Source organism: Gilliamella sp. B3801 (assembly GCF_026536645.1).
GTDB classification, from domain to species: domain Bacteria; phylum Pseudomonadota; class Gammaproteobacteria; order Enterobacterales; family Orbaceae; genus Gilliamella; species Gilliamella apicola_I.
In genome coordinates this window covers 206220-233012 of sequence record NZ_JAFNNR010000001.1, presented here as the reverse complement: position 1 = coordinate 233012, position 26793 = coordinate 206220, and the positions used below count along the sequence as shown (strand labels likewise).

Sequence of the window (26793 nt, the reverse complement as noted above, 5' to 3'; positions counted from 1 at the left end):
AAATTATTTCCATGATGCACCATTTACTACAAATAATATTTTTAAATTAAATATCTTGCAATTATTCTTTTTACCCTCAAAAATCCAATAGTAGCGACTTTTCCGGTTTGACTAATACAGCTTTTGATTATAGTTTGCGTTCACTTAATTTATTGGAATTGTTTACCTGTATATAAATTAAAGTATATTCCTTTTTTCTCTAATAAAGCTGCGTGATTACCTTGCTCGATAATATGTCCATCATCAATGACTAGAATCTCATCGGCATTTTCAATCGTTGAGAGTCGATGTGCAATCACTAAAGATGTTCGGCCTTTTTGTAATTCATCTAACGCTTTTTGAATGGCACGTTCAGATTCCGTATCTAATGCAGAAGTCGCTTCATCTAAGATTAAAATAGGGTTGTCACGCAATAATGCTCTTGCAATAGCGATCCGCTGGCGTTGACCACCTGATAATAATACGCCACTTTCCCCAACTTTGGTGTCAAAACCTTTTTCAAAATTCATAATAAAATCATAAGCGAAAGCCTTTTTAGCGGCTGCTTCTATTTCAGCTTGTGAATACTGATCAAGTCGACCATATGCAATATTATTGGCAATGGTATCATTAAACAGAAAAACATTTTGCGAAACTAATCCAATTTGGTTTCTTAAACAAAATAGAGTTAAGTCTTGAATGTTATGTCCGTCAATCAATATTTCACCTTCAGAAATATCATAAAAACGTGTCAGTAAATTTGTGATCGTCGTTTTCCCTGAACCCGAACGCCCAACAAAAGCCACGGTTTTTCCTGCCGAAACAGTAAAGCTAATATCTTGGATCGCAAGTTGTTGTCGGGTTTCATAACCAAAACTAACATGCTTAAATTCAATATCCCCTTTTACACGTTCAATGTTAAGTTTACCCGTGTCTTTTTCGACAGGTTGCTCCAAAATGGAAAAGAGTGTTTGACATGCCGCCATACCTTTTTGAAAACTCGCATTCACACTAGTCAAACTTTTAATAGGTTGCATAAGCGCAACTAAGGAAGAAAAAACAACCGTAAACTCACCCGCTGTGATATTTAAATCTGGATTACTTGCCGTTAATAAAACAAAAGCAATTGCAAATGAAATAACTAACTGAACAATTGGGGTAGAGAGCGCTGAAATAGAGACAAGTCTCATACCGTCACGACGAAACTTATTACTTATTTTAACAAAATTGTTCGACTCTTCGTCTTGTGCACCAAATACGATGATCTCACGATGTCCTTTTAACATTTGTTCAACAGACATGGTGACATTACCCATTGAATTTTGCATATTTTTAGCTAATCGTCGGAATTTCACAGAAATAAACGTAATTAAACCAATAACAATGGGAGTAATGATGATCAGTGACAATGATAATTGCCAACTGTTATAAAACATCGTATAAAATAATCCACAAATAAACGCTGATTCCCGAATAATGATAATTAAAGCATCGGATGATGACGAGGCTACCTGATCGGTATCGTAAGTTATACGAGACAATAATCGACCATTCGAATTTTGATCGTAATAACTAACCGGCGCATCGACAAAATGGTTAAATAACCTTTGTCTAATCCGCATGACAATTTTTCCAGAGATAAATGCTAACGAAACCGAATAGCCGTAGTTAGCGATACCTCGTAATAAAACCAACCCAAAAATATAGAGGGGAGCCATAAGTAAAAAACTTTTATCACCATCACTAAACCCTCTATCTAAAAGGGGTTTTAATATTGCAATGAGTGATGTATCGGCAAATGCACTTAAGAAAAGTAATAATACAGAGACAAATAAAATGAGTTTATGCTCAATAATATATGGCCACAGTTTCAAAAACGTTTGCCATGTTGATGAATCTTTATCGAGATCATGCTTTTCTTGTTGATGTTTTTTAGTCATATTGTTCTTCATAAATAAATTAATGATATTACGCATTAAATTGCATTTTATGCATTTGAGAATAAATACCATTCAGCGCTAAAAGTGATTCATGATCGCCATCTTCAACGATTTTTCCCTCATCAATAACTAAAATTCGATCGGCTTTTTCAATGGTTGATAATCGATGAGCAATAATGATAGATGTACGATTTTTTTGCAAAATTTCAATCGCTTCCTGTACCAATCGTTCGGATTCATTATCTAATGCTGAAGTCGCTTCATCTAAAATTAAAATCGGGTTATTACGTAACAGAACTCTGGCAATTGCAATCCGTTGTCGCTGCCCTCCTGATAGCAATACGCCGTTATCACCAATTTCAGTATTAATACCTTGTTCTAATTTGTCAATAAACTCTAAAGCATTTGCTAATTTTGCAGCGTGCATAATGGCTTCTTGAGAATGTTTTCCTTTCTCTCCATAAGCAATATTATCGGCTATTGTTCCATTGAATAAATGCACGCGTTGCGATACATATCCAATCTGGCTTCGTAATGATTTTAATGTGTAATCTTTTATATTAATCGAATCTAACAGAATTTCGCCGTTTGTTACATCATAAAAACGAGGAATTAAACTGGCTATGGTAGATTTACCGGCTCCAGACCGTCCAACTAATGCAACCGTTTGCCCCGCTTTTATCGTAAAACTGATATCATTGAGTGAGGGTGTATTTCGAGTAGGATAAGTATAGGTAATATGTCTAAACTCTATATTACCATTAACTTTATCTTTCTCAATTTTACCTTCATCTTCTTCTAATGGTGAATTTAAGATCCCAAATAATGATTCACAAGCTACCGCACCTTTTTGTAATTCAACATGTAAACTGGTTAATTCACGAAGTGGGCGCATAACCGCAACCATAGCAGAAAATACAACGGTAAAAGATCCAGGCGTGATATCCAAACTTTCACTGGCAACCAGATACAAGATGCCCCCTAAACCTAAAGTTGCAATCAACTGGATGATTGGTGTTGACAATCTTGAAACAAATTCAATTTTTAATACGCCACGTCGCACAGTATCCGTTATCTGGCTAAAATTACGTTTTTCGTAATCCTTGGCATTAAATATTAATACCTCTTTATGACCGTTTAACATTTCATCGGCAGCGGTGGTAATTTCACCCATCCCTTTTTGCATCGATTTAATGGTTTCTCTAAATTTTTTGGCAATAAATTGTGCGATAAAAATGATTAAAGGAACAATGATAAATAGCACTAATGCTAATTTCCAACTACCATAAAACATGACACAACAAAGTCCAATGGCGTAGGTAATTTCTCGAACCAAGATAATTAATGCATCAGATGAAGCTTTGGATAAGAGTTGTGTATTGAATGTGATAACTGACACAAGGTCACCCACAGAACTCTTATCATGGAAGCTAACGGGGCTTTTAACAAGATGATTGAAGATTAACTGCCTAAATTTGGTGACAACTTTGCCCGACAACCACGATAGACAGTAGGTCGATGCGTAGTTTGACAATCCTCTTAACAGTATTAAACCAATGATCGATCCAGCAATGATCATCAATAACGAATAATTTTTTCCCATTAAACCATGATCCAATAACGGTTTTGTAAGAGAAATTAGCGTAGCATCAGTAGCGGCATTTAATAGCAATCCAAACACGGCCGCAATTAATGCTTTTTTGTATGGTGCAACAAAAGGCCAAAGCAGTCTAAGTGTTTTCCAAGAGGTATATTTGTCCGACATAAAGTTAATTAAAAATTATCAAAATAATAGGTATTATACTACAAATAACGATGTCTCGTTAGTTTAATAAATGCTTAAAAGAGTCTTAGTTAATTATTCCTACAATAAAACTTCGTTCATTTAAAATAGAATAGAATCTTCGCATCAAAAAAAATGCATATCTACTCGATATGCATTTAGATCACCCAATCGTCGATTATTTTTTACATTTAGCGACTAACTGAGAGGTTGAATAACCTTCTATACGTTCAAGAATAATGGCCTCGCCACCATAACTGACTACTTTTTGCGCTTCAGGCCAATTATCAATGGTGTAGCCTTCTTTCGCAATCACATCAGGTCGAAGTTCTTCCACAATATGGCACGCATTATCTTCACTAAATACGATGACATAATCAACAAATTCGAGTGAAGCCAGTAACGTGGCTCGAGTGTTTTGATCTTGAATAGGTCTATCAGCACCTTTATATTTTTTTATCGAATCGTCTGAGTTCACTCCCACAATGAGAATATCACAAACATTTTTAGCTTGTTGCAAAGAACTTAAATGCCCTAAATGTAACAAATCAAAACAGCCATTTGTAAATCCAATTTTTTTACCTTGTTTTTTTAATTCATCAATAATTGGCTTAGCATCGGATAAACTGATAATTTTATTTGTTCGAGTACACTTAATTTCACATTTTTTTGTCGTTAATTTTGCTTTTAATTCATTAAAAGAAACAGTGGCTGTGCCTAATTTTCCAACCACAATTCCTGATGCAATATTGGCTAATTGCATCGCTTCGGCAATTGGTGCTTTTGCACCTAAAGCAATACCTAATGTGGCTAAAGAGGTATCTCCTGCACCAGAAACATCGAAAACTTCTTTAGCTTCTGTTGGTATTTTGACAATGAAATTTTTATTTTCACATGAAATATAAGCCATTCCATATTCACTTAAGGTCACAATAATATTTTTAATACCATATTGTTTTAAGAAAATATCAGCACCTTGTTTCAATTCATCATCAAATTGTGGACTATCAGGATTGAGTTTAATACCTGTTGCATCAAAAAATTCTTTGATATTTGGCTTAATTAATGTTGCACCACGATACTTAGAATAATCATTACCTTTTGGATCAACAATAACTGGAATATTAAACTTATTACAAAGATTAATAATCATCTGAGTGGTTTCTTGATTAAAAATACCTTTATTGTAATCCGATAACAAAACAATATCGGTCATCTTAATGGCTTGCTTGACTAACTTAGAAAATTTAGGGAGTAATTCAGGTACAAACGGAAGTAGCTTTTCAGCATCAGCACGAAGTAAATGATTATGATTAGCGATGAATCGTGTTTTGATAATAGTTGGATGATTTTTCAATCGATAAAGATGACTATGGCTTCCTGCATTTTTTAAAAGTGAAGTAACAAGCTTACCGTTTGTGTCTAAACCAACAAATCCTAAAAAAGTAGGTTTACAGCCAAGAGACGCTAAATTTGCCGCCACATTACCTGCCCCACCTAACATTACCTCTTCATGATCCAATCTGAAAATGGGTACGGGTGCTTCAGGAGAAATCCGCTCTACCGTTCCATACAAAAAACGATCCAACATAATATCCCCAATGACCGTTACTTTAGTATTTCTAAATCTATCAAGGTAAGAATAAAATTGATTCATATTAATATTTCCAGTTTATGCTATTTCAATATTTTTTTAATTTCTTCGAAAATCGAATTTGGTTTGATACTTTTCATACAGATATGATTGTTGTTTTTATTGATACAATATGATGCCCATTTATTATTTATCCATTCGCATGTTAAAGGACACGCACTGGAAGAAATATTGACATTATCTGAATAACCATAAAAGTCTGCAGAAGTCGGACCAAAAATCACGACTGAAACACCACCTTCTAAAGACTTTCTTAAATGAACCATTCCACCTTCTCCATCAATATGTAACATGGAATTTTTCAAAATAGCTTTCAACTGATTTAAAGTCGTTTTTCCAACTAAGTTTAAATCCGTACCTTTAATTAACTGACATCTATCTGTCGATACACCTAATTGAACAATTTTGTATTCTGGAAACGCTGTTTTTATCAGCCTGACTAATTCATCATAGTATTCAAGCGGATATAATTTTGTGGATTCACTTTGAGGATTTGTCCCATCCACCCCACGATTAAGCGTAATAAACTTTGTATCGGCTAATTTTAGATCTTTTAAAACTTTTTCATCATCAGATAGTGCTGGTAAAAATTTATAATTATTGCGATCAATATTCAAAAAACCATAAATATCTGGCTGTTGCAATCTATTTTGATTATTGATTATAGAATACTGAATACTTAATGAGTCAATTTTAGGTGGATCGTACACAATTTTACCATTTATTCGATAAAATTCTTCATACAATTTAACCAATTTTTTTAATTTCAAATTTACATTTGACGGGAGTAAAACTAAATTATTTTTAACTATTAGTGGAAAACGATCTATTTTAAAATCAAGTAAGTAAGCTACTCGATCTTGATTCCACTCATCTTTATGATAGATATTAAAAACTGATTCCCCAATCAATTCTTTAACTAATTTGGTATTCTTTACGAAAATATCGATAGTTTTAATTTCATCTTTCAAATAATCTAAGAGATAACTACAGTAATTAAGATTAATTAAGATATCACCGATTCCCCCTGTAATGAAAAAAGATAAACGATCTAAGCGATATTCAATTTCATAGGGTTCATTAGTAATCGGATCAAATTTTTGCTTGTTTGATTTAAAGTCAAAAAGTTTACACAAATTCCACCACAACAATTTGATTGCAGCTTTTTTATACTTATTGGAATAAAGTGATTTATATTTGTTAACTTTTTGCTGTAATTTATCAAAATAGTTCATAATTGATTTCTTATTTACTCATATAGTTTCAATATTAAAATATATTTACATTAACCTAGCTTTTGGGCGGGGTATTATACCCTAAAATAAAGGAAAATTTTTAGAAAAATTTCTAATAATTAAAATTATTTTTATAGCAAAAAAACTGAATAAATAAGTAATTATATTTATAACTTGAGTAAACAATCGTGTTATTTAACTATGCTAGTTTAGTCTTTGACCTTTCCAATAAAGCGACTATTGATAATAATTAATTTATACTTTCATCATGCTTTAAAAATTTTTTGACTTGTTCAAAAACAAAATTTGTATCTATAGATTTCATGCAGATATGGTTGTTGAGACTATTGATGCAAGTTTTTGCCCATGTTTCATTTAACCATTCGCAACTAAATGGGCAAGCTTTAGAAGCAATATTAATATTGTCAGCATATCCATAAAAATCGGCAGAGGTAGGCCCAAAAATCACGACAGATACCCCTCCATTTAAAGCCTTTCTTAAATGTACCATTCCCCCTTCACTATCAATATGTAGTACAGAATGCTTAAGTAATACTTTAAGGGCGTCTAATGATGTTTCGCCAACCAAGTTTATATCAACATTATCAATCAGTTGACATCGATCGGTTGATGCGCCTAATTGAACAATTTTATAATTTGGATAATTGATTTTAATAAGATTTACTAAAGCATTATAATTGTGTAAGCTCCACAGTTTAGTGGACTCAATCACATTACCTTGATTATCAACGCCCCTGTTGATAGTGATATATTTACCTGGCTTGAGCCTTAAATTGTTTAATATTCGGTTTTCGTGAAATATTTTAGGGGTATACTTAAAATTACGACTAATATTTAATAAATTAGCAATATCAGGTTGTTGTATTCTTTTATGTCCATTGATAAGCGAAAACTGATTAGTCATGCCGTCCATAAAAGGTAAGTAATCAAAAAAACGGGTATTTTTCTTGTAAAAATCTTTGTAAACGTCAATAAGTTTAAGCAATTTTTTATTTTTGGAATGCTTTGAATAAATGAGGTTATTTTCTAAAATTTGTGGGTATCTAACTAATCCTATTTTCAACAGATATTTATCATTTATTGGCTCTAAAACGGGAAAAATATTAAATTCAGCCCCACCATCTAAAGATTTCACCATACCAGCATTATTAACAAAAATATCGATAATAATGTTGTTAGGCTTTAAATATTCTCGTAAATAACAAGCGTAATTAAAACCAATTAAAATATCACCAATACCCCCTGATAAAATTAGGGCTATTTTATTTAAATTTTTCTTAGATATTTTATCTTTACTGGTTTTTAAACTAATTATTTGAACAATGTTCCACCAAATTAATTTAAGCGCAATTTTCTTATCATTAACTTTGTATTTTGTTTTATATTTATTAACTTTTCTCTGTAACTCTTTAAGATAACTCATAATTAATATTACCCCATGTATTAATTTGAATTTTTCCAGCCATTACAATTCGTAATTTAATAAACGCTATCAATTAAATGGGTTGCTACATTACATGCTTACATTAGAACGTTAAAAGCATTGACAATTTACTGCTTTTCTAACTTTCTAATCACTATATTACGTACTATTTTGCAATTGGGTTGAAACATTCAATTATTCGTTTGGTAAAATTAGCTAATATTTTAGTTAAAGGTTTGATATATTTTAATCACGCAAAAAAAGGGATACAGATCATACAAGTGCCATTTATCACAAAGCTGATCCCATTTTTCTATACTGTATCGTGTAACATTATAATATAACGTTTAAAGTAAGCTTATCAATCATATGTCAAATAACATCAGTCATGATTAAACACCAAAATCAGTCTTCAAAGCACAACCAAACTTGGAATTTTCTAATGTTATTTAGTTTATAGCCAATTATTCAAAACAAAATGCCTTTATTTCAATTATAATTTTTAATTCAACATTCTGTATTTTTTTATGCCAATCAATAGAAATCACACTCTACTAAAGATTTTTAGATTATTTCACGACACAACGATTTTATTGACTCTTAATACTTAAATTTTATTACAGTGTTATATTTAATAATTGATAACTGGTCAACATTATTTTTATAAAAAAGTTAACTAATAATTCCAAACTCAATATTGGATGGCGGTAAGTTTATACTATTAGTCACTGAATTGGGAATGAAAGTTGGTAAATATTGATTTTTGAAGTTCGTTTGTATAAAAATTGATTCATTTACTTAACAATTTCAACCAACATGACCTAAATTTAAACGATTATCGATAGCGTAAATTATCCTACGCTTAAATTACACCAAAGGTCTGAAACTTTTTAATGTTTCTTTAATCTGTTCGATAATCAATTGGATATCTAATTCAGCAATCGGATCACCTGCCTTTGTAATCTTGTTTTGTTGTGTAAATAAAAGTTTAGCGTTCGTGCCGATAGGTGCCCATACTTTATTCAGATTAAAACCAGCATTAAAACGATTATTATAAACCGCTATCAATGGTTTATTATAAGTTGATGCAACATGCACAACTGATGTATCCACACTAATGACTAAATGACATAGCGAAACAAGCGCTGATGCCACAATAAAAGATGGATTTCTATTGAGATGAATATTCGGTAATTCATCAATAGCACAAATTTGCTTCTGTTCCCCCACAATAATGGTAGTACAATTTTTTTGTTGTGATAGAAAAGCGTTAATTCTTTTTATTTGTTCATGTGAAAAACTTTTCGTTTCAGACGATCCAAACGGATTAAAAACAATAATAAATTTATCCGATCCATTACACACTTCGTTAATAAACTTTTTGGCTGTTAATAATTCATCATGATAAATATTGAGATGATATTGAACACAATTATAACTAATTTTCAGAAGATCTAGAATTTTACAGCTTCGTTGAGTGATATGAGCGTTCACCTCGTTAAAAACAATTGAAGTATCATATTGTAAGAATTTAGATTGATTAAACCCTATGGTATGCGTCGGGTCAAAAGATGAGATAAGTTCAACTCTTCTAAGACTATTATCACCTTCATCATAAAGATCAATGGCAAGATCTATCTTGATATTTTTTTCGGTTTTGCAAAATTTTTTTATCTCTTTTTTATTAAAAAAGTAAGCATTATCGACTTCAATAAAACCATTAAATAAAAAGCTTAACCGTTCATCCACAACAACATTCACTTGATAATTTTTCTGTCTTAATTCATTAATAAGAAAAGATGCAACGATTGCATCACCAATACCAAAATCGCACATGACTATTAATAATGAGTGATATTTTTCAGCATCAAAAATGGTTTGATTTAATTTTCGTTTGTTAAGTTGATTTGTTTTAAGATTATTCTTAATCTTTTTAATTAGAAAATTTCTATATCGATTAAGGCGTTTGAAGCATTCAATCATTCTTTATTGTCTCGTCAGTTTTCCATAATAAATAGTTCAACAATTTTGTCTTATAAAACAAATCAATCGTTATTTTTCAATTGGATTTTTTTCAAAATTAATCATCGATTCATACCATAATCCCGTAATTTATTGGCGATTGCCGTATGTGATACGCCTAACCGTTTCGCCAGTTTACGAGAACTTGGATATTTATCGTATAACTGTAATAAAATCTCTTTTTCAAACTGTTTGGTCATTTCATCTAATGTCTTATTTTCGATATTATCAATGCTAGATATTCTTGATGAAGTTTGCACTGGTAACTCAATATCATTGACGGTCAATTTAGTTGATGTCAACTGAGATAGAGCGCAATACAGAATATTTTTTAGTTGTCTTACATTCCCTGGCCATGAGTAGCGGGCTAAATAGTCAAAAACTTCATTATCGACATAAGGAGCAGGTATGCCTTGTTTATCGGCAAATTCATTGACAAACATCATGGTTAGCGGAGCAATGTCTTCTTTGCGTTCGCGTAATGAAGGAAGATGTAATGAAAGCACATTGAGCCGATAATAGAGATCTTTTCTAAATTTTCCTTGTTCGACTAAATCGGCTAAATCAACTTTTGTGGCACAAATAATACGTACATCAACATACACCTCGTTATCATCACCAACCCGACGAAAATAGCCATCATTAATGAAACGTAATAACTTGGTCTGCATTTGAAAAGACATTTCATCAATACCATCAAGTAGAACCGATCCGCCATTAGCCTGTTCAAAAAAACCTTTTTTACTTTCTATTACTCCCGGGTAAGCCCCTGCAGCATGACCGTAAAGTTCGCTTTCAACCACTTCATCTGGCATTGCAGCACAATTTAACGCTAGAAAAGTTTGCTCCCCTCGAGGACTGTATTGATGACAGGCATAAGCAAGTAGATCTTTACCGGTGCCCGTTTCTCCCGAGATTAATAACGGTTCACGTTGTATCGAAAACGCTTTAGCTTGTGCAATTAATTTTTGCATGGCATTACTTTGTGTCGCAAAAATGTCAAAAGCCTGACTTGCCACAACATGAATTTTAGATAATCTTTTTTTAAGATATTCTATAGGTTGGATGATAAAAATAGTTTTTGATGTTTCGTTAACTTTTTGCAACAGATAATACTGTGCATTAAGTACAATAATGGTATCATCTAGCTCATCAACACCTTGCGTCTTATCCAGATGAAATATTGCCTGATAGTCAAAAGGTTGTTGTAACGTTAACAAAGTCGATGAAAGTAACGTTTTAGCCTTGTCATTATATGCTATCAGTCGTTTATTATGATCAATTTCAAGGATGGCTATTTGCATTATAATCCGCCCATTTTTCGTTTAGTTTCATCAAATTATTATATCGATTTTGCCAATCAGCTGTTTTGATTAAATCGTCATAGCTAATTTTGTTTTTTGTTAACAGCGATTGCGCTTTGGTTGATCTAAGGGAGTGTTGTTTATCTAAACTTTCCAATTGTTCTAAAATCGCAAAAGATCCTTGACGATTATTACATGCTAACAACAGATCACAACCTGCTGCTAATGCATTTTTCGCTCGCTCAGCATAATTTCCCATGACAGAAGCACCTTCCATCGATAAATCATCCGAGAAAATGACACCATCAAAATGTAATTGTTGACGAAGCACTGTTTTAAGCCAATAGCTTGAACCGCTCGCTGGTTTATCATCAAACGCTGGATAGATAACATGCGCAGGCATAATTGCATCAAGTTTTTTATCAGCAATTAATCTGGAAAATATCTGCATATCATGTTCAATTAATGATTGATTGCGATGATCAACTGGCGTTTCTTTATGAGAATCAGCAATAACATGACCATGCCCCGGAAAATGTTTACCGGTTGTTTTCATTCCAGCACTATGCATACCATCAATCATTGCTGATGCAATTTGGTATGCGATATCGACATCTTGATGAAACGAACGTGAGCCGATAGCCAAACATTCATGACCTAAATCCAATACGGGCGCATAACTCAAATCAATATCAAAGGCAATTAGTTCCATTGCTAACAACCAACCGGCATCAAAAGCTAAGGATTTTGCTTGTTCAATATCATTCAGCAACGCATACGATTGTGCAGGGGGAATTAATGTAAAACCTTGTCTAAAACGCTGAACTCGTCCCCCTTCATGATCCACTGAAATTAATAATCGTTCTGGGGATACTGAACGAATCTCTTTTATTAATTCTGATAATTGTTCTACATTCTGAAAATTACGGCTAAATAAAATGACGCCCGCAACTAAAGGATTTTGTAACAGCGTTTGATCTTCTTTGGTTAAGGTCGTCCCCTCAAAATCAATTAATAGCGGTCCCATTACTCATTTGCCTCAGTTTGATTATTATCAGTTTGCGTCTTTGGCTGAGCAAAATCTTTTGAAGCTACTCTCTCTAAAATTTCACCATTTTGGGTAGAAAGTAATTCTATTGAAAGATCAGCATCTGTGCCATTATCATCATTAGGTAATTGATAAAGTGTGGTAAACAATACATATTGCGCATTTATTGATTTAGCTAACCCAATCATTTTTCCTCGAGACACAAATTTATCATCTGAACCAATACCGATTGCTTGTTTAGCTTGATTAATTGATTGCTTATTAACAACAGAAAAAATGGGTTGCTTACTCATTAACTGGTGTAGCGCTTCATCAATTTGATTATTTGCGACAAATTCACCTGTACGATTTTGTATATCACTGATTAATAATACTCTATTGCCTTCAGGGATTGATGAGGATTGTAGTATTTTAGTAATAAATGGCGATAAAATACTTCGCCAATCTGTTTTTTTAACAATTTGCGGTGGAGTTTCAATAATGCCTATTGGTGAATTATCAATTGGAGGAGTATCGACTGTTTTTTTAGAATCAAGAAGATGACACCCGACCAATAAACTGACAAATGCACTAAATGCTAATAACCTTATAATTTTTTTCATATTAAATTAACCTAATAATCGCCCCAAATTTTTTCCACCTAATAAATGCATATGAATATGAAAGACCTCTTGTCCCGCATCTTTATTACAATTCATGATTAATCGATAACCACTTTCATCAATTCCTTCTTGTTTAGCAATGTTAGCGGCCACAATCATCATATGTCCAAGTAACTGTTCATCTTGTTCAGTCACATGATTAACGGTTGGAATAAGTTTGTTTGGAATGATTAAAATGTGAGTGGGGGCTTGCGGTGAGATATCTCGAAAAGCGGTCACTTTATCATCTTGAAATACGATATCTGCAGGAATTTCATGTCGGATAATTTTACTAAAAATAGTTTCTTCTGCCATTATATTTTCCTTATATAAAACCCGATAAAAGTTAAATTAGAGAAAGCATAACATATTTTTATTATAAAAGTGTATAGATAACGTTACAATTTACAGAAACAAAAAATCTAAACTAAATTGTTTACCATTTCAAAAAAAACAGAGTATAACGCTAAGAAATCATTAATTTTAATGCTAATACCAGTAAGAACATCCCAAACAACTTAATCAGTTTATCCACTGAAATTCTTTGTGCAATTAATACGCCCACTTTTGCCATAGGAATACTAGCTAGCATAATGGCTAATACAGCAGGAACATAAACAAAACCAACGCAATATTTTGGTAAAGGCATGACATGCCAACCAGAAATGATGTAACCTATCGTGCCAGCTATGGCAACCGGTAGCGTAAAAGCCGCTGATGTGCCGATTGCTTTACGCATACCAATACCGCATTTTTTTAGAAAAGGCACGACTAATACGCCTCCACCTACGCCAACTAAAGCGGCAAAAAGACCAATAACACCGCCCATTGCGATATAAATACTAGTATTCAACTTTACCACTTCAGTAGCGTGATTGTGCGCAACTTGACGGGTTTTAAAAACAAATTGACTACCAACATAAATCATGAAAATGACAAAAATCCATTTTAACCAAACACCCGGTATCAAAGGCGTAATGTAGGATCCTCCGATAGTACCAATAATACAACCTAAAACCATTCTTTTTAAAATAGACCACTCGATATTGTGGTTTTTATTATGCATCCAGCTTGAAGACAAACTCGTCCCAATAATTGTTGCTAAAGATGTGGCTATAGCGATATGGTTTGTCCAAACACTATTAACGGTAAAGTGGTTGAGTGTAAAAATTAGCGCTGGCACAATCAAAGCGCCCCCACCGATACCAAACATGCCGGCTAACAGACCTGCTGCCGCCCCAATGCAAAGAAACAGAATAAATTCTAGTATCATAAAGCATCCTTTTGTTTTAGTAGCTAACATTAAAATCGAGATCATAAATTCAGATTTTAAATAATATTTCAAATAATCATTTGGTTATGCATCGAAATTGTACGGTTTTACAGGGTTAATATTTGACAGACCACCTAAGTTTAACATGACAATGTATTCAGTCATGATCAAATAGTGACAGATGACAAAAAATCGCTTATGTTAATAGAAAATCAATGAATAAAATAAATTTCTAAAAGTTAAAATGGTAAGGAGTACATCATGAAAGATCGATTAAAATGGGTTGATGAATTTTGTTTTATGGGCGAAACAGCAAGCGGTCATGCCTTAATCATGGATGGCGGCATTGAACACGGCGGTCGCAATCGAGGTGCTCGTCCAATGGAACTATTACTGCATGGTGCTGCTGGTTGCATGGCTTATGATATTGTCGCTATTTTAAAAACAGCTAAAAAAGATATACGGGATCTGTGGATTGATATCGATAAAACTCAAGCTGATTCTTCCCCTAAAGTTTACACCTCGATTAACTTTCATATTGTCGTCACAGGTAAGAATATTGACAACGAAGTTGTCGAAAAAGCCATAAAACTTGCATCTGAAAAATATTGTAGTGCCTCAATTATGTTAGGTAAAACAGCAAAAATGAGTTACACCTATGAAATAAGAGAGCACCATTAATCGTATAGATCGAAAAGTTATATATAAATAACAAGTTGATCTTAGCTGTATAACCATTCATCCATTAACATATTGAATGTAGGCTTTGATTTTATATGAGAATGGTTATGCCGCAGTTAACAAAGAGTATGCGATTTCGAGATCTGGTCATTCTTGGATTGCTTTTTATTGGACCCGCAGCCCCAGTTGGATTATTTGGGGTATTAGATGCAACGAGTGATGGCGCCACTGCGTTAGTGTATATGGTAGCTACATTAGTTATGGGGTTTACGGCATATTCTTATGCCAGAATGGCAAATGCGTTACCCCATGCCGGATCGGTTTATGCTTACTGTTCAGCGGGAATTCATCCTCATGCTGGTTTTTTAGTCGGTTGGTTATTATTGCTTGATTATTTGTTTATCCCAGCTGTGGCTTATTTATTTAGTGGAATATCCCTCAATGCTCTTATGCCTGATATTCCTGTTTGGCTATGGACGGGTTTAGCGGTTATTGTGACAACAGCACTCAATTTAATAGGGATTAAAAAATCGATTAATATCACTTTAGTTATATTAATTCTTGAAGTCTTAATTTTATTAGCGATTTTAGCGGTGGGAATGTGGGTATTATTAACAAGTAATATTGAACGAGACTGGTTAAGACCATTTACAGGGGGACAATTATTTACTTGGGAAAAATTATTTACAGCGGTATCCATTGCCGTATTATCGTATTTAGGTTTTGACGCCATCGCAACTTTTTCTGAAGAAAATCGTGGTGAACGCAATTTAGTCAGTCAAGCTATCCTAACTTGTTTATTCATAGCAGGGTTACTGTTTGTTATTCAAATTTATGTCGGTTCATTACTCAGTCCCTACTCTCCCGAATATCTGCAAACGCATACAGAATTACAAGGAAAAGCCTTTTACAATATTGTTAACCAAGAGATAAGTCTATGGCTTGGATGGGCATTAGGTTTAATGAAAGCAATAGGCGCGTCATTTGCTGCCATGGTCGGACAAGCTGCTTCTAGCCGTTTACTATTTAGTATGGGTCGAGATAAACGCTTACCTGCAATGTTTGCAAAGGTCGGTAAGCAAAGCGGCGTACCTACTATCGCAATTTTATTTGCAGCAATTTTTAATTTAGCCTTGGCAGCGATTGCCGCAATCAGTCCAAAAGGATTGCCAACTTTAATTTCATTTGTTGATGTTGGTGCACTCACTGCATTTATTATGTTACATCTTTCAGTGATCGGCTATTTCAAGTTTAAAAAACAGAATTTCAACTATGGGATTTCTTCTTTTATATTTGATATATGTTTGCCTATTATCGGTATCTTGGTCTTAATACCGGTATTACTGCATATTGATAATCAAGCCAAAATAGTGGGGATTATCTGGTTAACGATAGGCATTGTTGTTTTGATTTTTAATCAAGGAAAATGCCAATTAACGGCATTCACTAAAGCGAATATATAACCTAATCAACTTTAATTTATATCAACGATGCTATAGTGTATTGAATAATAGAATGGAATATATCAAAATAACAATTAAATACATTTAAGGGATTATTACACTATGTTGGCGGAAATATTACGGGGAGCAATGATCTCCGGTAGTCTTATTATTGCTATAGGCGCACAAAATCTATTTGTACTAAAGCAAGGTTTATTAAAAAATCATATATTCTTTGTATCAGCTATCTGTTTTATATGTGATTTTACCTTAATGTCTATTGGCATCATGGGAGTCGGAACATTTATTAGTGCCAATCCTTTTATTACCAATATTCTTGCCATTTTAGGGGCACTTTTTTTAATATGGTATGGATTTAACGCATTAAAAAGTGCGATAAAAGGCACAAGTAGTATGCAAATTGAATCTCAAGATACAAAAAACAATAGTTTACTTAAAGTCGTACTTGCGACTTTAGCTGTGACGTTACTCAATCCACACGTTTATTTAGATACGGTTGTTATTGTTGGGGGAATTGCAGGCACGTTAACCAGTGAGCAGAAAATAGCATTTCTAATTGGTGCTGTTTGTGTTTCATTTATCTGGTTTTTTGGTATTGGTTACGGCGCCAGACTTTTAACCCCCCTATTCAAACAAAAAAGAATGTCGGTCATTTTAGATTGCTTGGTCGGTTTGGTAATGTTTTATATTGCTTATCGATTAATTATGTATGTTTACCAAGGTATTTAATTGACTTAAACAATTAATATACCATTATTGACCAACAAGATCGTTTCAAAACTTGTGATCACTATGATGATTGCAAGTTAAGTTGAAATATTTGCGAATCTCGTCAAATTTTATTAGCCAACCTGATTAATCCAGCCTTTTTAATCTATAGCATAGTGGTCTTTCATTTTAAACAATGACTATGTTTGTATTGAAAACCTGCACTAATGCGTTTTATTACCTAAATATCTGCAAAATTAAAATCTTTAGCTTATTTTGTTGTTTAGATTAGTGGATTGATAATAAATTCAAATGAAATTTACATATTATGCATATCAAATTCGTTCCAGACGAATTTGTCGAACGCTTGCGTTCTCATCGCTTAGTTTACTTAAATTAGTCTTGTTAATTATGCTGAAAAACGAAGAAAGAAAGTGGTGGGTCGTGAGCTTGATTATTCGGCACATCGTGTGCCTCACCCCTTCGGGGCCAACACTTCGTGTTGTTCAAATTCGTTCCAGACGAATTTGTCGAACGCTTGCGTTCTCATCGCTTAGGTTTACTTAAATTTATATTGTTAATTATGTTGAAAAACGAAGAAAGAAAGTGGTGGGTCGTGAGCGATTCGAACGCTCGACAAACGGATTAAAAGTCCGCTGCTCTACCGACTGAGCTAACAACCCATATAAGAAAACTAAAAGTGGTGGGTGATACCGGGTTCGAACCAGTGACCCCCTCCTTGTAAGGGAGGTGCTCTCCCAACTGAGCTAATCACCCCAAATGTTTTATTGCTAAAACGTCACGGTAAAGATTGGTGGGTGATACCGGGTTCGAACCAGTGACCCCCTCCTTGTAAGGGAGGTGCTCTCCCAACTGAGCTAATCACCCTTACCGTGTGGATGTGCATTATAAGGCACGTCTTATTTCAGTCAACCTTTTTTTTCATAATTTCGCAAAATTAACTTTGTTCGATTTAATTTTAATCTTATTTTGCGTAATACTTCGCAAAAATCCCTTTTTTTCATTTTTATTTAATCAATCCTTATTATGCTTGGTCATAAGGTAATTTAAAATCATAAGTACACAATCGATCATGTTTATCCGAAAATGTCGTATTAAAATTTATATTGAACCCCAAAGGTTACGGTATCAAATTATCTATTTGGTTAACACTCAAACAGCAAAACAAAATGAGACTACCGTTAACTACCCTTATCAAAACTTGAATGATGTTGAACAATTGATTCTTGAGCTAAAGAATCGTATTCCAACACAATCGGTTTTTGAACTTTATCTTAATGAAAATGATTTCCAAACCAAACAACTCAAACTTCCACCACTTAATTTAGCCTTAGGCGAACTAGCTTTATATGTTGAAGCATCGATTTATCAATTATTTGAACTCACCGCTACAAACGTCTGTTATGATTTTATTTATTCTGCTGACAAACCTTATCTTAATGTAACAATATGTAAACGTGATTATGTCAATGAGTGGCTGGATTTATTTAAAAAACACAATTTAAGATTACACTGTATTGGTGGAGTAATTAATGAAGAGATAATCAATTTTTTACCCTGGCGACAAGAAAAACAGAAAAGGCAGAAATTTTCGTTACTTGTTACTATGGTGTGCATAATGGGTATTGCTTGCTGTTCTATGGGTTATTCATGGCATCAAACGCAACTTAAACTCAGTCATTACACCCTATTAAATGTCGAACAACAACATAACGAAAAACGGTTAACTCAACAATTAGCAACTTTTATTCCTAAACTGTCGGTTAGCCAACAACAAATTTATCACGTTTTAACACTACTTTCAGAACAATTACCACCTGTTATATGGTTAGAATCATTCCATTATCAACCGCAACAAGTGATGATTTCTGGTTATAGCTTTCGTCATATTGAGATTATCAATTTTAATCAAACGTTATTACGGCACGATAACATCATAAAAAGTCAGATTCATGACATAACCAGACAAGAACACAATTTGTCATTTAAAATGGAAATCACATTTAATGAAGAGTGATTTTTTTAATCGCCCACTTTGGCAGCAATATACTATCGGTTTTGTCTCTATCATCACAATGATCATCATTAGCTATCTATTTTTTATTGAAGATATTGCTAATCAAGCCAAACAGCAATTTAAACAGCATCAGATTCAGAGTGAAAAAATAAAACAGCTACAAACCCAAATTGACCGATATCAAACCCAAATGAATAGATCATTCATTTTACTTTCAGAAAAAGATTTGGCTCATGCGATTACACAATACCAGTTAACTTTACATACATTCAGATACTATCGAACGGATAACAAAACGATGTGGGATATTGAGCTCCATGGACAATTTACTAATTTTCTAAACTTATTATCGACCTTTAACCACAATAGCTATTATCTTGATTTATCTGATTTTAGGATTCTTCGACAAAATAATCATCTAATTATATCGTTTACATTATCTTTCGATAAGGAAACAACATGAATCATTATTTATTCTCTAGCTTAATTTTTATCATGATGATTTGCTTTAATGCTGATGCAAATCACCGTTTGGCACGCGATCCATTCAATCTGACTGATTTGATATCGTGTACCGAACAAACTAACCAATTATTAGCACAGATACAAAGCTGGCAACTTAGCGGAATCATACAATCACAGCACAATAATTATTATCAAATCTGGTTAACGTCAACACAGCAATGGTTAGCAATAATCAATAGTGAGATTCCTCCAATGTTATTGCCTTGGCAAATCAAAACGCTTACGAATGATAACGTTGTTTGGCAAGCAAATCTGGCTCAATATTGTCAAGATAGTATTGTCTGGATGATGCCATTAAACAAGTGATATGAGGGAATTAACGTATGGCTAACATCCGATATCTTTTATTAAAACACCTCAAAAAATGGCAAATTATTAGCACTGTTTTATTCCTTGCTCAAGTCAATACTAGTTCAGCAACTAACAATCAATTATCTAAAATAAACCATTCGGAACTTATCACGTTAAATTTTTATCAAACTGATATTGGTATTATTTTGCAAGCATTAGCTGACAGTAAACAACTTAATTTGATTATGACAGAAGACATAGCACAAAAACAGACTATTAAGCTTCAAAATGTCGATTGGCATAAAGCATTAATGATTATAATCAATAGCGCTAACTTACAAGCCAAAATTGAGGACAATATCTTATTTATTTCAAAAGCGGAAGATCCCGAACAGATTAATCAAAAACAACGATTAGATAAATTATCACTTGAACAGCGTTTACCCTTAGATACTTTACCTATACGTATTGAGCATGCCGATCTGAACACATTATTGGATATCATCCATAAGCAAGCGCTATTGTCTGAACGTGGTAAAGTGATTGTTGATAAACGGACTAACTCGCTGATCATCACTGATATTCCCCCCAAATTGACAGCGATTAAAAGTCTTATCACATTGTTGGACAAAGCAATACCACAAGTCCATATTTCCGCTCATATTGTCAATATGAGTGATGAAAGTATGTCAGAACTGGGGATTAAATGGGGTTATGTGGGGCAGCCTTCGCAGTTAATCAATAAGTTCGATGTAAAATTGGGCGCTGCCAGTTCAACGGCTAATCTGGGCTTTAATCTTGCGAAAATGTCTGGCAGTTTACTCAATTTAGAGTTATCTGCACTACAGGCGGAAAATCAACTTGAAATTATTGCCAGTCCTAACTTACTGACCGCCAATCAAAATATGGCTTCAATTAAACAAGGCACTGAAATTCCTTACGAAGTATCGAACGGTAGCAGTAACTCGACTTCCATTGAGTTCAAACAAGCCGTTTTAGGATTAGAAGTGACGCCTAAAATCATTGGTGAACAGAGTATGATTTTAGATCTCCATATCACTCAAAACACCGCTGGGCAAGCGATTAAACGCAGTGATGGCGGTGAAGCCCTCGCTATAGATACGCAAGAAATCAAAACCCAAGTCAAGGTAAAAAGTGGCGAAACAATTATACTTGGCGGTATTTTTCATCAAATAAATAGCAAAAACGATCATAATGTACCTTATGTTAGCCAAGTCCCTATTATCGGTAGTTTATTTAAGTACAAAAATAAAAAGCAACAAAAGCGAGAATTAGTCATTTTTATTACACCGCTATTAGTTGAGTAAATGTGTACAGAGTTGTATCATACCCTATATTTTATATTTTTACTTTGAGGTCAATAAAGGATTCAAAGTATTGTTTTTTTAAATCATTGTGATTTTCACTTTTTACACTAGTAGAGAATATTATGTTTCATGTTGTCGCTTCGGATTTAGATGGCACCTTATTAACGCCTGAACACAGTCTTTCACCTTATACCAAACAAGTTTTGCAAGCATTACGTCAAAAAGGCATTCATTTTATTTTTGCTACAGGGCGACATCATATTGATGTTGCGCAAATGCGTGAAAATATGGAAATTGATGCATTCATGATAACGTCAAATGGCGCCCGAGTTCATGATAGTCATGGAAACTTAATTTTTAGCCAAAATGTCGAACCGACGCTCGCCAGTCAAATTGCCCAAGAGTGCACTGACGATCCACTAGTGTTTACCCATATTTACCGAGGTGATCAGTGGTTAATTAATAAAGAAGATGCCTATTCTCTTAGCTTTCATCAAGAAAGCCGCTTTACTTATGAGTTTTTTAATCCTTTTGACTTTGAAACAGATGACATAGCTAAAATCTATTTCACAACAAGTGATGATGCCCTTCATCCACATTTAGTCAAATTAAAAAATCGGCTTGATGAAAAGTATGGCGATCAAGTCAGTATTGCCTTTTCATCATTAAATTGCCTTGAAATTATGGGCGCTAATGTGTCCAAAGGCAGTGCGTTAAAAAAAGTGGTCGATAAATTAGGATTAGCATTAAACGATAGTATTGCATTCGGTGATGGCATGAATGATTATGAAATGTTAAAAATGGTTGGAAAAGGGTGTATAATGCAAAACGCCACGCCAGATTTACGACAAAAATTACCTGAATTAGAAGTGATTGGTTCAAATGCTGATGATGCCGTACCGCATTATCTTGATAAACTTTTTTCAATTAATCCCTAACCAAATTATTGATAAAAATGAAAGCAGACAAAGAACTTAACACAATTGGATTACGCTGCCCTGAACCCATAATGATGGTTCGCAAAACGATGAGAGAGCTTGCTGTTGGGCAAGTTCTTCTTGTGATTGCTGATGATTTAGCAACAACTCGTGATATTCCCAGCTTTTGCCGGCATATGGATCATGAACTATTAAGTTCACAAATTGAATGCCCACCTTTCTATTACTGGATAAAAAAAACGCATTAAATGCAGGTCAACATGTTGCTAAAGATAGATATGTTTATCAATTAAAATCAAGTTGATATAGATAATATCGAAGTGTTCGCCAATCGCGAGTTGTCAAATTATCGCTCATCAAAAAAAGGGTACAGTGTTGCCCTGTTCGCCTTGATTTCAAATTCAAAAATAGACTATAACGAAGTATTAAGGGTTTTCGCATTAAATGCCAACGCTGATTGTGCCAATAAATCTGATTGATGTGATGAAATAAAGCTAATTCACCAGTTATTGTTTGAAAATAGCTAAGACTGCGCCACCACTCAACTATCAATAAAATGATCACCACAAATGTATAGGCGTTAAATGAGGTATCGGCAAATAAAAATAGGCTAGCCATTATTAACAATAAATAAAAACTTGATGAAATGATGATTTGCAAGTAAGATTGCTTAAGTTTTGTACTCCACATAATGATCACCCAAAAATAATAACGTCTAACTTTCTCATACTTTGCTAGAAATATTTTAGAATTAATCAATAATTGTGAAACAACACGCACATAGAATCGTATACGATAAATCGTTATTTATTAAAATGGTTAACTTCAAAATTACGATAGATACACTAAAATCAAATTTTTAATGTGCAATTGAAAGATGATTGAATGATTTTTAGGAAGAGTATTTTATTGTGTTGTTCGATTAAATTGAGTGCTCAGTATTGAAAACGAACAAAGGGACTTATCACTTTTTGTTTTATGCAATTTACTATAATTAGTATATACTCATCGACCTAAAAAAAGTTAAAAACCTTACAGGAAATAGAGTTTTTTTAATTATTTCCAAATTTACCTTAAATCAATTAGGTAGGAATGATTAGTGATGTTAGTTAGAGTAATAAAGTTTTTTCTCAAATTTTTTGCTGGTTGCTTACTGTGTGGCTTAGTCATCGGTATAGCTGGTTACGCCTATTATTCAAAGGATCTACCAGATGTTGCTACACTAAAAGATGTGCAATTACAAACACCGTTACAAGTACTCAGTAAGGATGGTGAGTTAATTGCGATTTTTGGTGAACGTCGACGTACGCCTCTTAAATATGATGAAATACCTAAAACGGTTATTAATGCGGTTATTGCCACCGAAGATTCCCGATTTTATGAACACTTTGGTATCGATCCAATCGGAATTATTCGCGCAATGTATATCGGATTAAAACAAAAAGGATTTTCACAAGGTGGAAGTACCATTACTCAACAAGTTGCTAAAAACTTCTTTTTAACTTCTGAAAAAAGTATTTCTCGAAAAGTAAAAGAAATGATCTTAGCGATCCGCATGGAAAAAGAGCTGTCCAAAGATGAGATCATGGCACTTTACTTAAACATGATTAACTTTGGTTCACGAGCTTATGGTGTTGCCGCAGCTTCCTATACTTTTTTTGGTAAAACACCTGATCAATTAACTTTAGATGAAGCCGCTTTATTGGCTGGTCTTCCGAATGCGCCTTCTGCATATAATCCAATTTCGCATCCTAATAAAGCATTAACAAGACGTAACTGGGTATTGGGACGAATGTTAGATCAATCCTACATTACGCAAGCGGAATACAATGAAGCCATAAAAAAACCTTTAAATGTCAGTTACCATTCTCCACAGATCGCCTTTTCTGCTCCTTATATTGCTGAAATGGCACGGCAATTTATGTTTGAAAAATTTGGCGAAAAAGCCTATACGGACGGTTATAAAGTTTATACAACTATCTCAAAACAAGACCAAATTGCCGCAACAGAATCAATACAAAAATCGATCATTGATTACGACAAACGACATGGTTATCGTGGTGCTAATAAAATTTTATGGAAAGAAAATGAAACCGCTTGGGATGACGCAAAAATCCTCGAAACATTAAATAAATACACCTGTTATAGTGGAATCTGCCCAGCCGTTGTGCTGAAGTCTACGGATAAACAAGCATCAATTGTTTTAACTGATAATAGTCATGTTGAGATTTTGTTCGATGGCATGAAATGGGCAAGACCATTCATCAATGATAATAAACAAGGCGCTTATCCACATAAAGTATCAGATGTGCTAAAAGCGGGTCAGCTTATCTGGGTGAGAAAAGTTAACGACTTATGGGAACTGTCTCAACTACCCACTGTCAATGCGGCATTGGTTTCATTGGATTCTGAAAATGGTGCGATAAAAGCGATTGTCGGTGGTTTTGATTTCAATCTCAGTAAATTTAACCGTGCGACGCAAGCACTTCGTCAATTAGGCTCAAACATAAAGCCATTTATCTATACTGCAACGTTAGAACATGGCTTAACAATGGCAACACTCCTTAATGATGCACCGATTGTTCGAACAACAGGCAGCACGACCTGGAAACCCAAAAACTCACCACCGCAATACGCAGGCCCTTTACGTCTACGCATTGGTTTAGGTATGTCTAAAAATGTCATGATGGTACGAGCCTTACGTGCGGTTGGAATCGACTATGCCGCCACTTATTTAGAACGATTTGGCTTTCCTAAAGAAAATATTTCGCATAACGAATCGCTTGCTTTAGGTTCTGCATCATTTACGCCTTTACAAGTAGCAAGAGCGTATTCTGTTATCGTTAATGGCGGCTATTTGATTACCCCTTATCTAATTGAAAAGATTGAATACACAAGTGATAAAAGTATTATCTATCAACATCAACCTGTTATCGCTTGTCACGACTGTCAAGATGATCTCATTATTACTGACTCAACACCTCAAACTAATAACGATGTGGAAAATGCTACCAATGAATCTGGCAGTGAAGAGCCTGAACAAGCGAATCTCCGAGCGGATGATAATATCATTATTCCTGACATTGAAATTAATCATGAAAATAATAATAAGCCTATCACACCAATTTATGCACCACATACATTAAGTAGTGATATTGCCTTCATTATGAAAGATGGGTTACGTTCAACGGTATTTGGAGGTTCAGATTGGCAAGGAACAGCATGGCGTGTTAAAGCTTTAGGTCGACGAGATGTAGGCGGTAAAACGGGGACAACCAATGCATCTAAAGATGTTTGGTTTTCTGGATTTGGTGCCAATATTGTCACAACTGTATGGATGGGTTTTGACGATCATCGTCGTGAATTAGGAAAAACCTTCCGCGCTGAAGGCGGAGCCAATACGGCCAATCCAATATGGGTTGACTATATGAAAGAAGCATTAAAAGATGTGCCAGTTGTTACAGATGTTCAACCGGAAAACGTAATTAGTGTTACAATCGACCAAAAAACAGGATTATTACCACAATCTGGTGCAAACACCATGACAGAATATTTTATTAAAGGCACTGAGCCTACCCGTTATGCAACTAAAGAAGTCGGTACCGAAACAACAGATTCGGACGGTAACATTTCTGAACTATTCTAATTGAGGTATGATAATGAATGGTTCAATCAGAATAATTGGCGGAAAATGGCGAGGACGTAAATTAGCTGTACTTGACAAGCAAGGGTTGCGTCCGACCACAGATCGCATTAAAGAAACACTGTTTAACTGGCTAATGCCAGTTATTCATGACAGCACCTGTCTGGATTGTTTTTCAGGTAGTGGTTCATTGGGATTCGAAGCCGCTTCACGCGGGGCTAAAAGCGTGACGTTACTTGAAAAAGACAAGCAAGTCGCAAGCCAACTCAACAAAAATAAACAGCTCATAGCAAGTCATGCTATCGATATCTACCATACGGACACCTTAAATTGGTTGAATAAACCTGCCCAAAAAAAGTTTGATATCGTGTTCATCGATCCCCCGTTTCATCAAGGTTTAGTTGCCGATACGGTAAACTACCTTGAGAAAAATAACTGGCTAAACGCCTCATGCTACCTCTACATTGAGACGGAAATCGATCACAATGTATTGAGTTATATTCCGAATAACTGGCATTTACATCGCGAAAAAACCGCCGGTCAAGTTCATAGTTATCTATTTATACGAGAAGAAATTTGATGTTCATATTATTTGGTAAGATTTTTTATTCTATAGTTTGGCTATTTTTATTCGTCAATTTAATCCACCCCTACCCAACTCCAGCCAATGTTGTTGCCTATGTAGGTTTACTCATTTTTACGCTTTTGCACGGTTTACAAGCTTGGATTCTTTACTCAACGATGACCAATCAAGAAAAGCGAGAGGATAAATTTAAACCACTTAGACTATTTATTTTTGGTTTTTTTGAATCACTTAGCTGGAAATATAAAAAATAGTTAAAAAAAAATCTTGCG

Annotated in this window: 25 protein-coding genes and 3 tRNA genes; 13 read left to right on the top strand and 15 right to left on the bottom strand. The window is 34.1% G+C overall.

The features are described from left to right. Window positions 1–149: 149 nt before the first annotated feature. The 11 genes from msbA (J3U14_RS00960) to J3U14_RS00910 form a co-directional block, all read right to left on the bottom strand. On the bottom strand, window positions 150–1919 hold the full coding sequence (gene msbA, locus J3U14_RS00960) for a lipid A ABC transporter ATP-binding protein/permease MsbA (protein WP_267351286.1): 1770 nt from the start codon (window positions 1917–1919) through the stop codon (window positions 150–152). A gap of 28 nt (window positions 1920–1947) precedes the next feature. Further along, window positions 1948–3684: a lipid A export permease/ATP-binding protein MsbA gene (msbA, locus tag J3U14_RS00955; protein ID WP_267351285.1), complete on the bottom strand. Its 1737-nt coding sequence runs from the start codon at window positions 3682–3684 to the stop codon at window positions 1948–1950. A gap of 196 nt (window positions 3685–3880) precedes the next feature. Continuing rightward, window positions 3881–5359 (bottom strand): D-glycero-beta-D-manno-heptose-7-phosphate kinase, encoded by a 1479-nt coding sequence (gene rfaE1 / locus J3U14_RS00950; RefSeq protein ID WP_267351283.1) that lies wholly within the window; start codon window positions 5357–5359, stop codon window positions 3881–3883. Window positions 5360–5379: 20 nt separating this feature from the next. Next, entirely contained in the window at window positions 5380–6591 is a 1212-nt protein-coding gene (locus J3U14_RS00945) for a glycosyltransferase family 9 protein (protein WP_267351281.1), read from the bottom strand. Window positions 6592–6841: 250 nt separating this feature from the next. Beyond that, window positions 6842–8035 (bottom strand): glycosyltransferase family 9 protein, encoded by a 1194-nt coding sequence (locus tag J3U14_RS00940; RefSeq protein WP_267351280.1) that lies wholly within the window; start codon window positions 8033–8035, stop codon window positions 6842–6844. A gap of 867 nt (window positions 8036–8902) precedes the next feature. Further along, window positions 8903–10018 carry a glycosyltransferase family 9 protein gene (locus tag J3U14_RS00935; RefSeq protein ID WP_267351279.1) on the bottom strand — a complete coding sequence of 372 codons (1116 nt, stop codon included), beginning with the start codon at window positions 10016–10018 and terminating at the stop codon, window positions 8903–8905. Between the two features lie 101 nt (window positions 10019–10119). After that, window positions 10120–11361 (bottom strand): sigma 54-interacting transcriptional regulator, encoded by a 1242-nt coding sequence (locus tag J3U14_RS00930; RefSeq protein ID WP_267351278.1) that lies wholly within the window; start codon window positions 11359–11361, stop codon window positions 10120–10122. Then, the gene (gene nagZ, locus J3U14_RS00925) at window positions 11342–12388 is read right to left on the bottom strand and encodes a beta-N-acetylhexosaminidase (RefSeq protein WP_267351277.1); all 1047 of its coding nucleotides are present in this window, start codon (window positions 12386–12388) and stop codon (window positions 11342–11344) included. The genes J3U14_RS00930 and nagZ overlap by 20 nt, the downstream gene beginning before the upstream one ends. Beyond that, window positions 12388–13011, bottom strand: coding sequence for a hypothetical protein (locus J3U14_RS00920; RefSeq protein ID WP_267351276.1), 624 nt, complete (start codon window positions 13009–13011; stop codon window positions 12388–12390). The genes nagZ and J3U14_RS00920 overlap by 1 nt, the downstream gene beginning before the upstream one ends. A gap of 6 nt (window positions 13012–13017) precedes the next feature. Continuing rightward, entirely contained in the window at window positions 13018–13365 is a 348-nt protein-coding gene (locus J3U14_RS00915; RefSeq protein ID WP_267351275.1) for an HIT domain-containing protein, read from the bottom strand. Between the two features lie 151 nt (window positions 13366–13516). Further along, window positions 13517–14323 carry a sulfite exporter TauE/SafE family protein gene (locus J3U14_RS00910; RefSeq protein WP_267351273.1) on the bottom strand — a complete coding sequence of 269 codons (807 nt, stop codon included), beginning with the start codon at window positions 14321–14323 and terminating at the stop codon, window positions 13517–13519. A gap of 261 nt (window positions 14324–14584) precedes the next feature. Here J3U14_RS00910 and J3U14_RS00905 point away from each other — a divergent pair, with 261 nt between their 5' ends. From J3U14_RS00905 to J3U14_RS00890, 4 genes are all read left to right on the top strand, one after another. Further along, window positions 14585–15004 (top strand): OsmC family protein, encoded by a 420-nt coding sequence (locus J3U14_RS00905; protein ID WP_267351272.1) that lies wholly within the window; start codon window positions 14585–14587, stop codon window positions 15002–15004. Between the two features lie 107 nt (window positions 15005–15111). Then, window positions 15112–16467: an APC family permease gene (locus J3U14_RS00900; protein ID WP_267351270.1), complete on the top strand. Its 1356-nt coding sequence runs from the start codon at window positions 15112–15114 to the stop codon at window positions 16465–16467. A 102-nt stretch (window positions 16468–16569) separates the two neighbouring features. Next, a complete protein-coding gene (locus J3U14_RS00895; protein WP_267351268.1) occupies window positions 16570–17196 on the top strand; it encodes a LysE/ArgO family amino acid transporter in 627 nt (208 codons plus the stop codon). Between the two features lie 291 nt (window positions 17197–17487). Then, window positions 17488–17742 (top strand): hypothetical protein, encoded by a 255-nt coding sequence (locus J3U14_RS00890; RefSeq protein WP_267351266.1) that lies wholly within the window; start codon window positions 17488–17490, stop codon window positions 17740–17742. A gap of 40 nt (window positions 17743–17782) precedes the next feature. Here the strand turns inward: J3U14_RS00890 and J3U14_RS00885 are convergent. From J3U14_RS00885 to J3U14_RS00875, 3 genes are all read right to left on the bottom strand, one after another. After that, window positions 17783–17858, bottom strand: a tRNA-Lys gene (locus J3U14_RS00885). Window positions 17859–17876: 18 nt separating this feature from the next. After that, a tRNA-Val gene (locus J3U14_RS00880) sits at window positions 17877–17952 on the bottom strand. A 35-nt stretch (window positions 17953–17987) separates the two neighbouring features. After that, window positions 17988–18063, bottom strand: a tRNA-Val gene (locus J3U14_RS00875). A gap of 205 nt (window positions 18064–18268) precedes the next feature. Here J3U14_RS00875 and J3U14_RS00870 point away from each other — a divergent pair. The 6 genes from J3U14_RS00870 (at window position 18269) to tusA (ending at window position 22543) form a co-directional block, all read left to right on the top strand. Then, window positions 18269–19213 (top strand): PilN domain-containing protein, encoded by a 945-nt coding sequence (locus tag J3U14_RS00870; RefSeq protein ID WP_267351264.1) that lies wholly within the window; start codon window positions 18269–18271, stop codon window positions 19211–19213. After that, window positions 19203–19676, top strand: a complete 474-nt coding sequence (locus tag J3U14_RS00865) for a hypothetical protein (RefSeq protein WP_267351263.1) — start codon at window positions 19203–19205, stop codon at window positions 19674–19676. Before J3U14_RS00870 ends, J3U14_RS00865 begins: the two co-directional genes overlap by 11 nt. Continuing rightward, a complete protein-coding gene (locus J3U14_RS00860; protein ID WP_267351261.1) occupies window positions 19673–20044 on the top strand; it encodes a hypothetical protein in 372 nt (123 codons plus the stop codon). The genes J3U14_RS00865 and J3U14_RS00860 overlap by 4 nt, the downstream gene beginning before the upstream one ends. Window positions 20045–20061: 17 nt before the next feature. Continuing rightward, the gene (locus tag J3U14_RS00855) at window positions 20062–21357 is read left to right on the top strand and encodes a secretin N-terminal domain-containing protein (protein WP_267351259.1); all 1296 of its coding nucleotides are present in this window, start codon (window positions 20062–20064) and stop codon (window positions 21355–21357) included. 122 nt (window positions 21358–21479) lie between these two features. After that, a complete protein-coding gene (locus J3U14_RS00850) occupies window positions 21480–22295 on the top strand; it encodes a Cof-type HAD-IIB family hydrolase (protein ID WP_267351257.1) in 816 nt (271 codons plus the stop codon). An 8-nt stretch (window positions 22296–22303) separates the two neighbouring features. Then, complete coding sequence (gene tusA / locus J3U14_RS00845) at window positions 22304–22543, top strand: sulfurtransferase TusA (RefSeq protein ID WP_411597448.1); 240 nt, start codon at window positions 22304–22306, stop codon at window positions 22541–22543. A gap of 37 nt (window positions 22544–22580) precedes the next feature. Here tusA and J3U14_RS00840 read toward each other — a convergent pair whose 3' ends face one another. Continuing rightward, window positions 22581–22985 carry a protein YgfX gene (locus J3U14_RS00840; RefSeq protein ID WP_267351253.1) on the bottom strand — a complete coding sequence of 135 codons (405 nt, stop codon included), beginning with the start codon at window positions 22983–22985 and terminating at the stop codon, window positions 22581–22583. Between the two features lie 412 nt (window positions 22986–23397). On the opposite strand from J3U14_RS00840, the gene J3U14_RS00835 reads away from it, so the two are divergent. The 3 genes from J3U14_RS00835 to J3U14_RS00825 are packed head-to-tail and all read left to right on the top strand — an operon-like array spanning window position 23398 to window position 26775. Further along, entirely contained in the window at window positions 23398–25941 is a 2544-nt protein-coding gene (locus J3U14_RS00835; RefSeq protein WP_267351252.1) for a penicillin-binding protein 1A, read from the top strand. Window positions 25942–25954: 13 nt separating this feature from the next. Continuing rightward, window positions 25955–26518 (top strand): 16S rRNA (guanine(966)-N(2))-methyltransferase RsmD, encoded by a 564-nt coding sequence (gene rsmD, locus J3U14_RS00830; RefSeq protein ID WP_267351251.1) that lies wholly within the window; start codon window positions 25955–25957, stop codon window positions 26516–26518. Beyond that, a complete protein-coding gene (locus J3U14_RS00825; RefSeq protein ID WP_267351250.1) occupies window positions 26518–26775 on the top strand; it encodes a DUF1145 domain-containing protein in 258 nt (85 codons plus the stop codon). Before rsmD ends, J3U14_RS00825 begins: the two co-directional genes overlap by 1 nt. Window positions 26776–26793 lie beyond the last annotated feature (18 nt).

Coding starts and splice junctions, on each gene's coding strand:
- msbA (WP_267351286.1), bottom strand. CDS start 1,919: ATGACTAAAAAACATCAACAAGAAAAGCATGATCTCGATAAAGATTCA.
- msbA (WP_267351285.1), bottom strand. CDS start 3,684: ATGTCGGACAAATATACCTCTTGGAAAACACTTAGACTGCTTTGGCCT.
- rfaE1 (WP_267351283.1), bottom strand. CDS start 5,359: ATGAATCAATTTTATTCTTACCTTGATAGATTTAGAAATACTAAAGTA.
- J3U14_RS00945 (WP_267351281.1), bottom strand. CDS start 6,591: ATGAACTATTTTGATAAATTACAGCAAAAAGTTAACAAATATAAATCA.
- J3U14_RS00940 (WP_267351280.1), bottom strand. CDS start 8,035: ATGAGTTATCTTAAAGAGTTACAGAGAAAAGTTAATAAATATAAAACA.
- J3U14_RS00935 (WP_267351279.1), bottom strand. CDS start 10,018: ATGATTGAATGCTTCAAACGCCTTAATCGATATAGAAATTTTCTAATT.
- J3U14_RS00930 (WP_267351278.1), bottom strand. CDS start 11,361: ATGCAAATAGCCATCCTTGAAATTGATCATAATAAACGACTGATAGCA.
- nagZ (WP_267351277.1), bottom strand. CDS start 12,388: ATGGGACCGCTATTAATTGATTTTGAGGGGACGACCTTAACCAAAGAA.
- J3U14_RS00920 (WP_267351276.1), bottom strand. CDS start 13,011: ATGAAAAAAATTATAAGGTTATTAGCATTTAGTGCATTTGTCAGTTTA.
- J3U14_RS00915 (WP_267351275.1), bottom strand. CDS start 13,365: ATGGCAGAAGAAACTATTTTTAGTAAAATTATCCGACATGAAATTCCT.
- J3U14_RS00910 (WP_267351273.1), bottom strand. CDS start 14,323: ATGATACTAGAATTTATTCTGTTTCTTTGCATTGGGGCGGCAGCAGGT.
- J3U14_RS00905 (WP_267351272.1), top strand. CDS start 14,585: ATGAAAGATCGATTAAAATGGGTTGATGAATTTTGTTTTATGGGCGAA.
- J3U14_RS00900 (WP_267351270.1), top strand. CDS start 15,112: ATGCCGCAGTTAACAAAGAGTATGCGATTTCGAGATCTGGTCATTCTT.
- J3U14_RS00895 (WP_267351268.1), top strand. CDS start 16,570: ATGTTGGCGGAAATATTACGGGGAGCAATGATCTCCGGTAGTCTTATT.
- J3U14_RS00890 (WP_267351266.1), top strand. CDS start 17,488: ATGAAATTTACATATTATGCATATCAAATTCGTTCCAGACGAATTTGT.
- J3U14_RS00870 (WP_267351264.1), top strand. CDS start 18,269: ATGTTTATCCGAAAATGTCGTATTAAAATTTATATTGAACCCCAAAGG.
- J3U14_RS00865 (WP_267351263.1), top strand. CDS start 19,203: ATGAAGAGTGATTTTTTTAATCGCCCACTTTGGCAGCAATATACTATC.
- J3U14_RS00860 (WP_267351261.1), top strand. CDS start 19,673: ATGAATCATTATTTATTCTCTAGCTTAATTTTTATCATGATGATTTGC.
- J3U14_RS00855 (WP_267351259.1), top strand. CDS start 20,062: ATGGCTAACATCCGATATCTTTTATTAAAACACCTCAAAAAATGGCAA.
- J3U14_RS00850 (WP_267351257.1), top strand. CDS start 21,480: ATGTTTCATGTTGTCGCTTCGGATTTAGATGGCACCTTATTAACGCCT.
- J3U14_RS00840 (WP_267351253.1), bottom strand. CDS start 22,985: ATGTGGAGTACAAAACTTAAGCAATCTTACTTGCAAATCATCATTTCA.
- J3U14_RS00835 (WP_267351252.1), top strand. CDS start 23,398: ATGTTAGTTAGAGTAATAAAGTTTTTTCTCAAATTTTTTGCTGGTTGC.
- rsmD (WP_267351251.1), top strand. CDS start 25,955: ATGAATGGTTCAATCAGAATAATTGGCGGAAAATGGCGAGGACGTAAA.
- J3U14_RS00825 (WP_267351250.1), top strand. CDS start 26,518: ATGTTCATATTATTTGGTAAGATTTTTTATTCTATAGTTTGGCTATTT.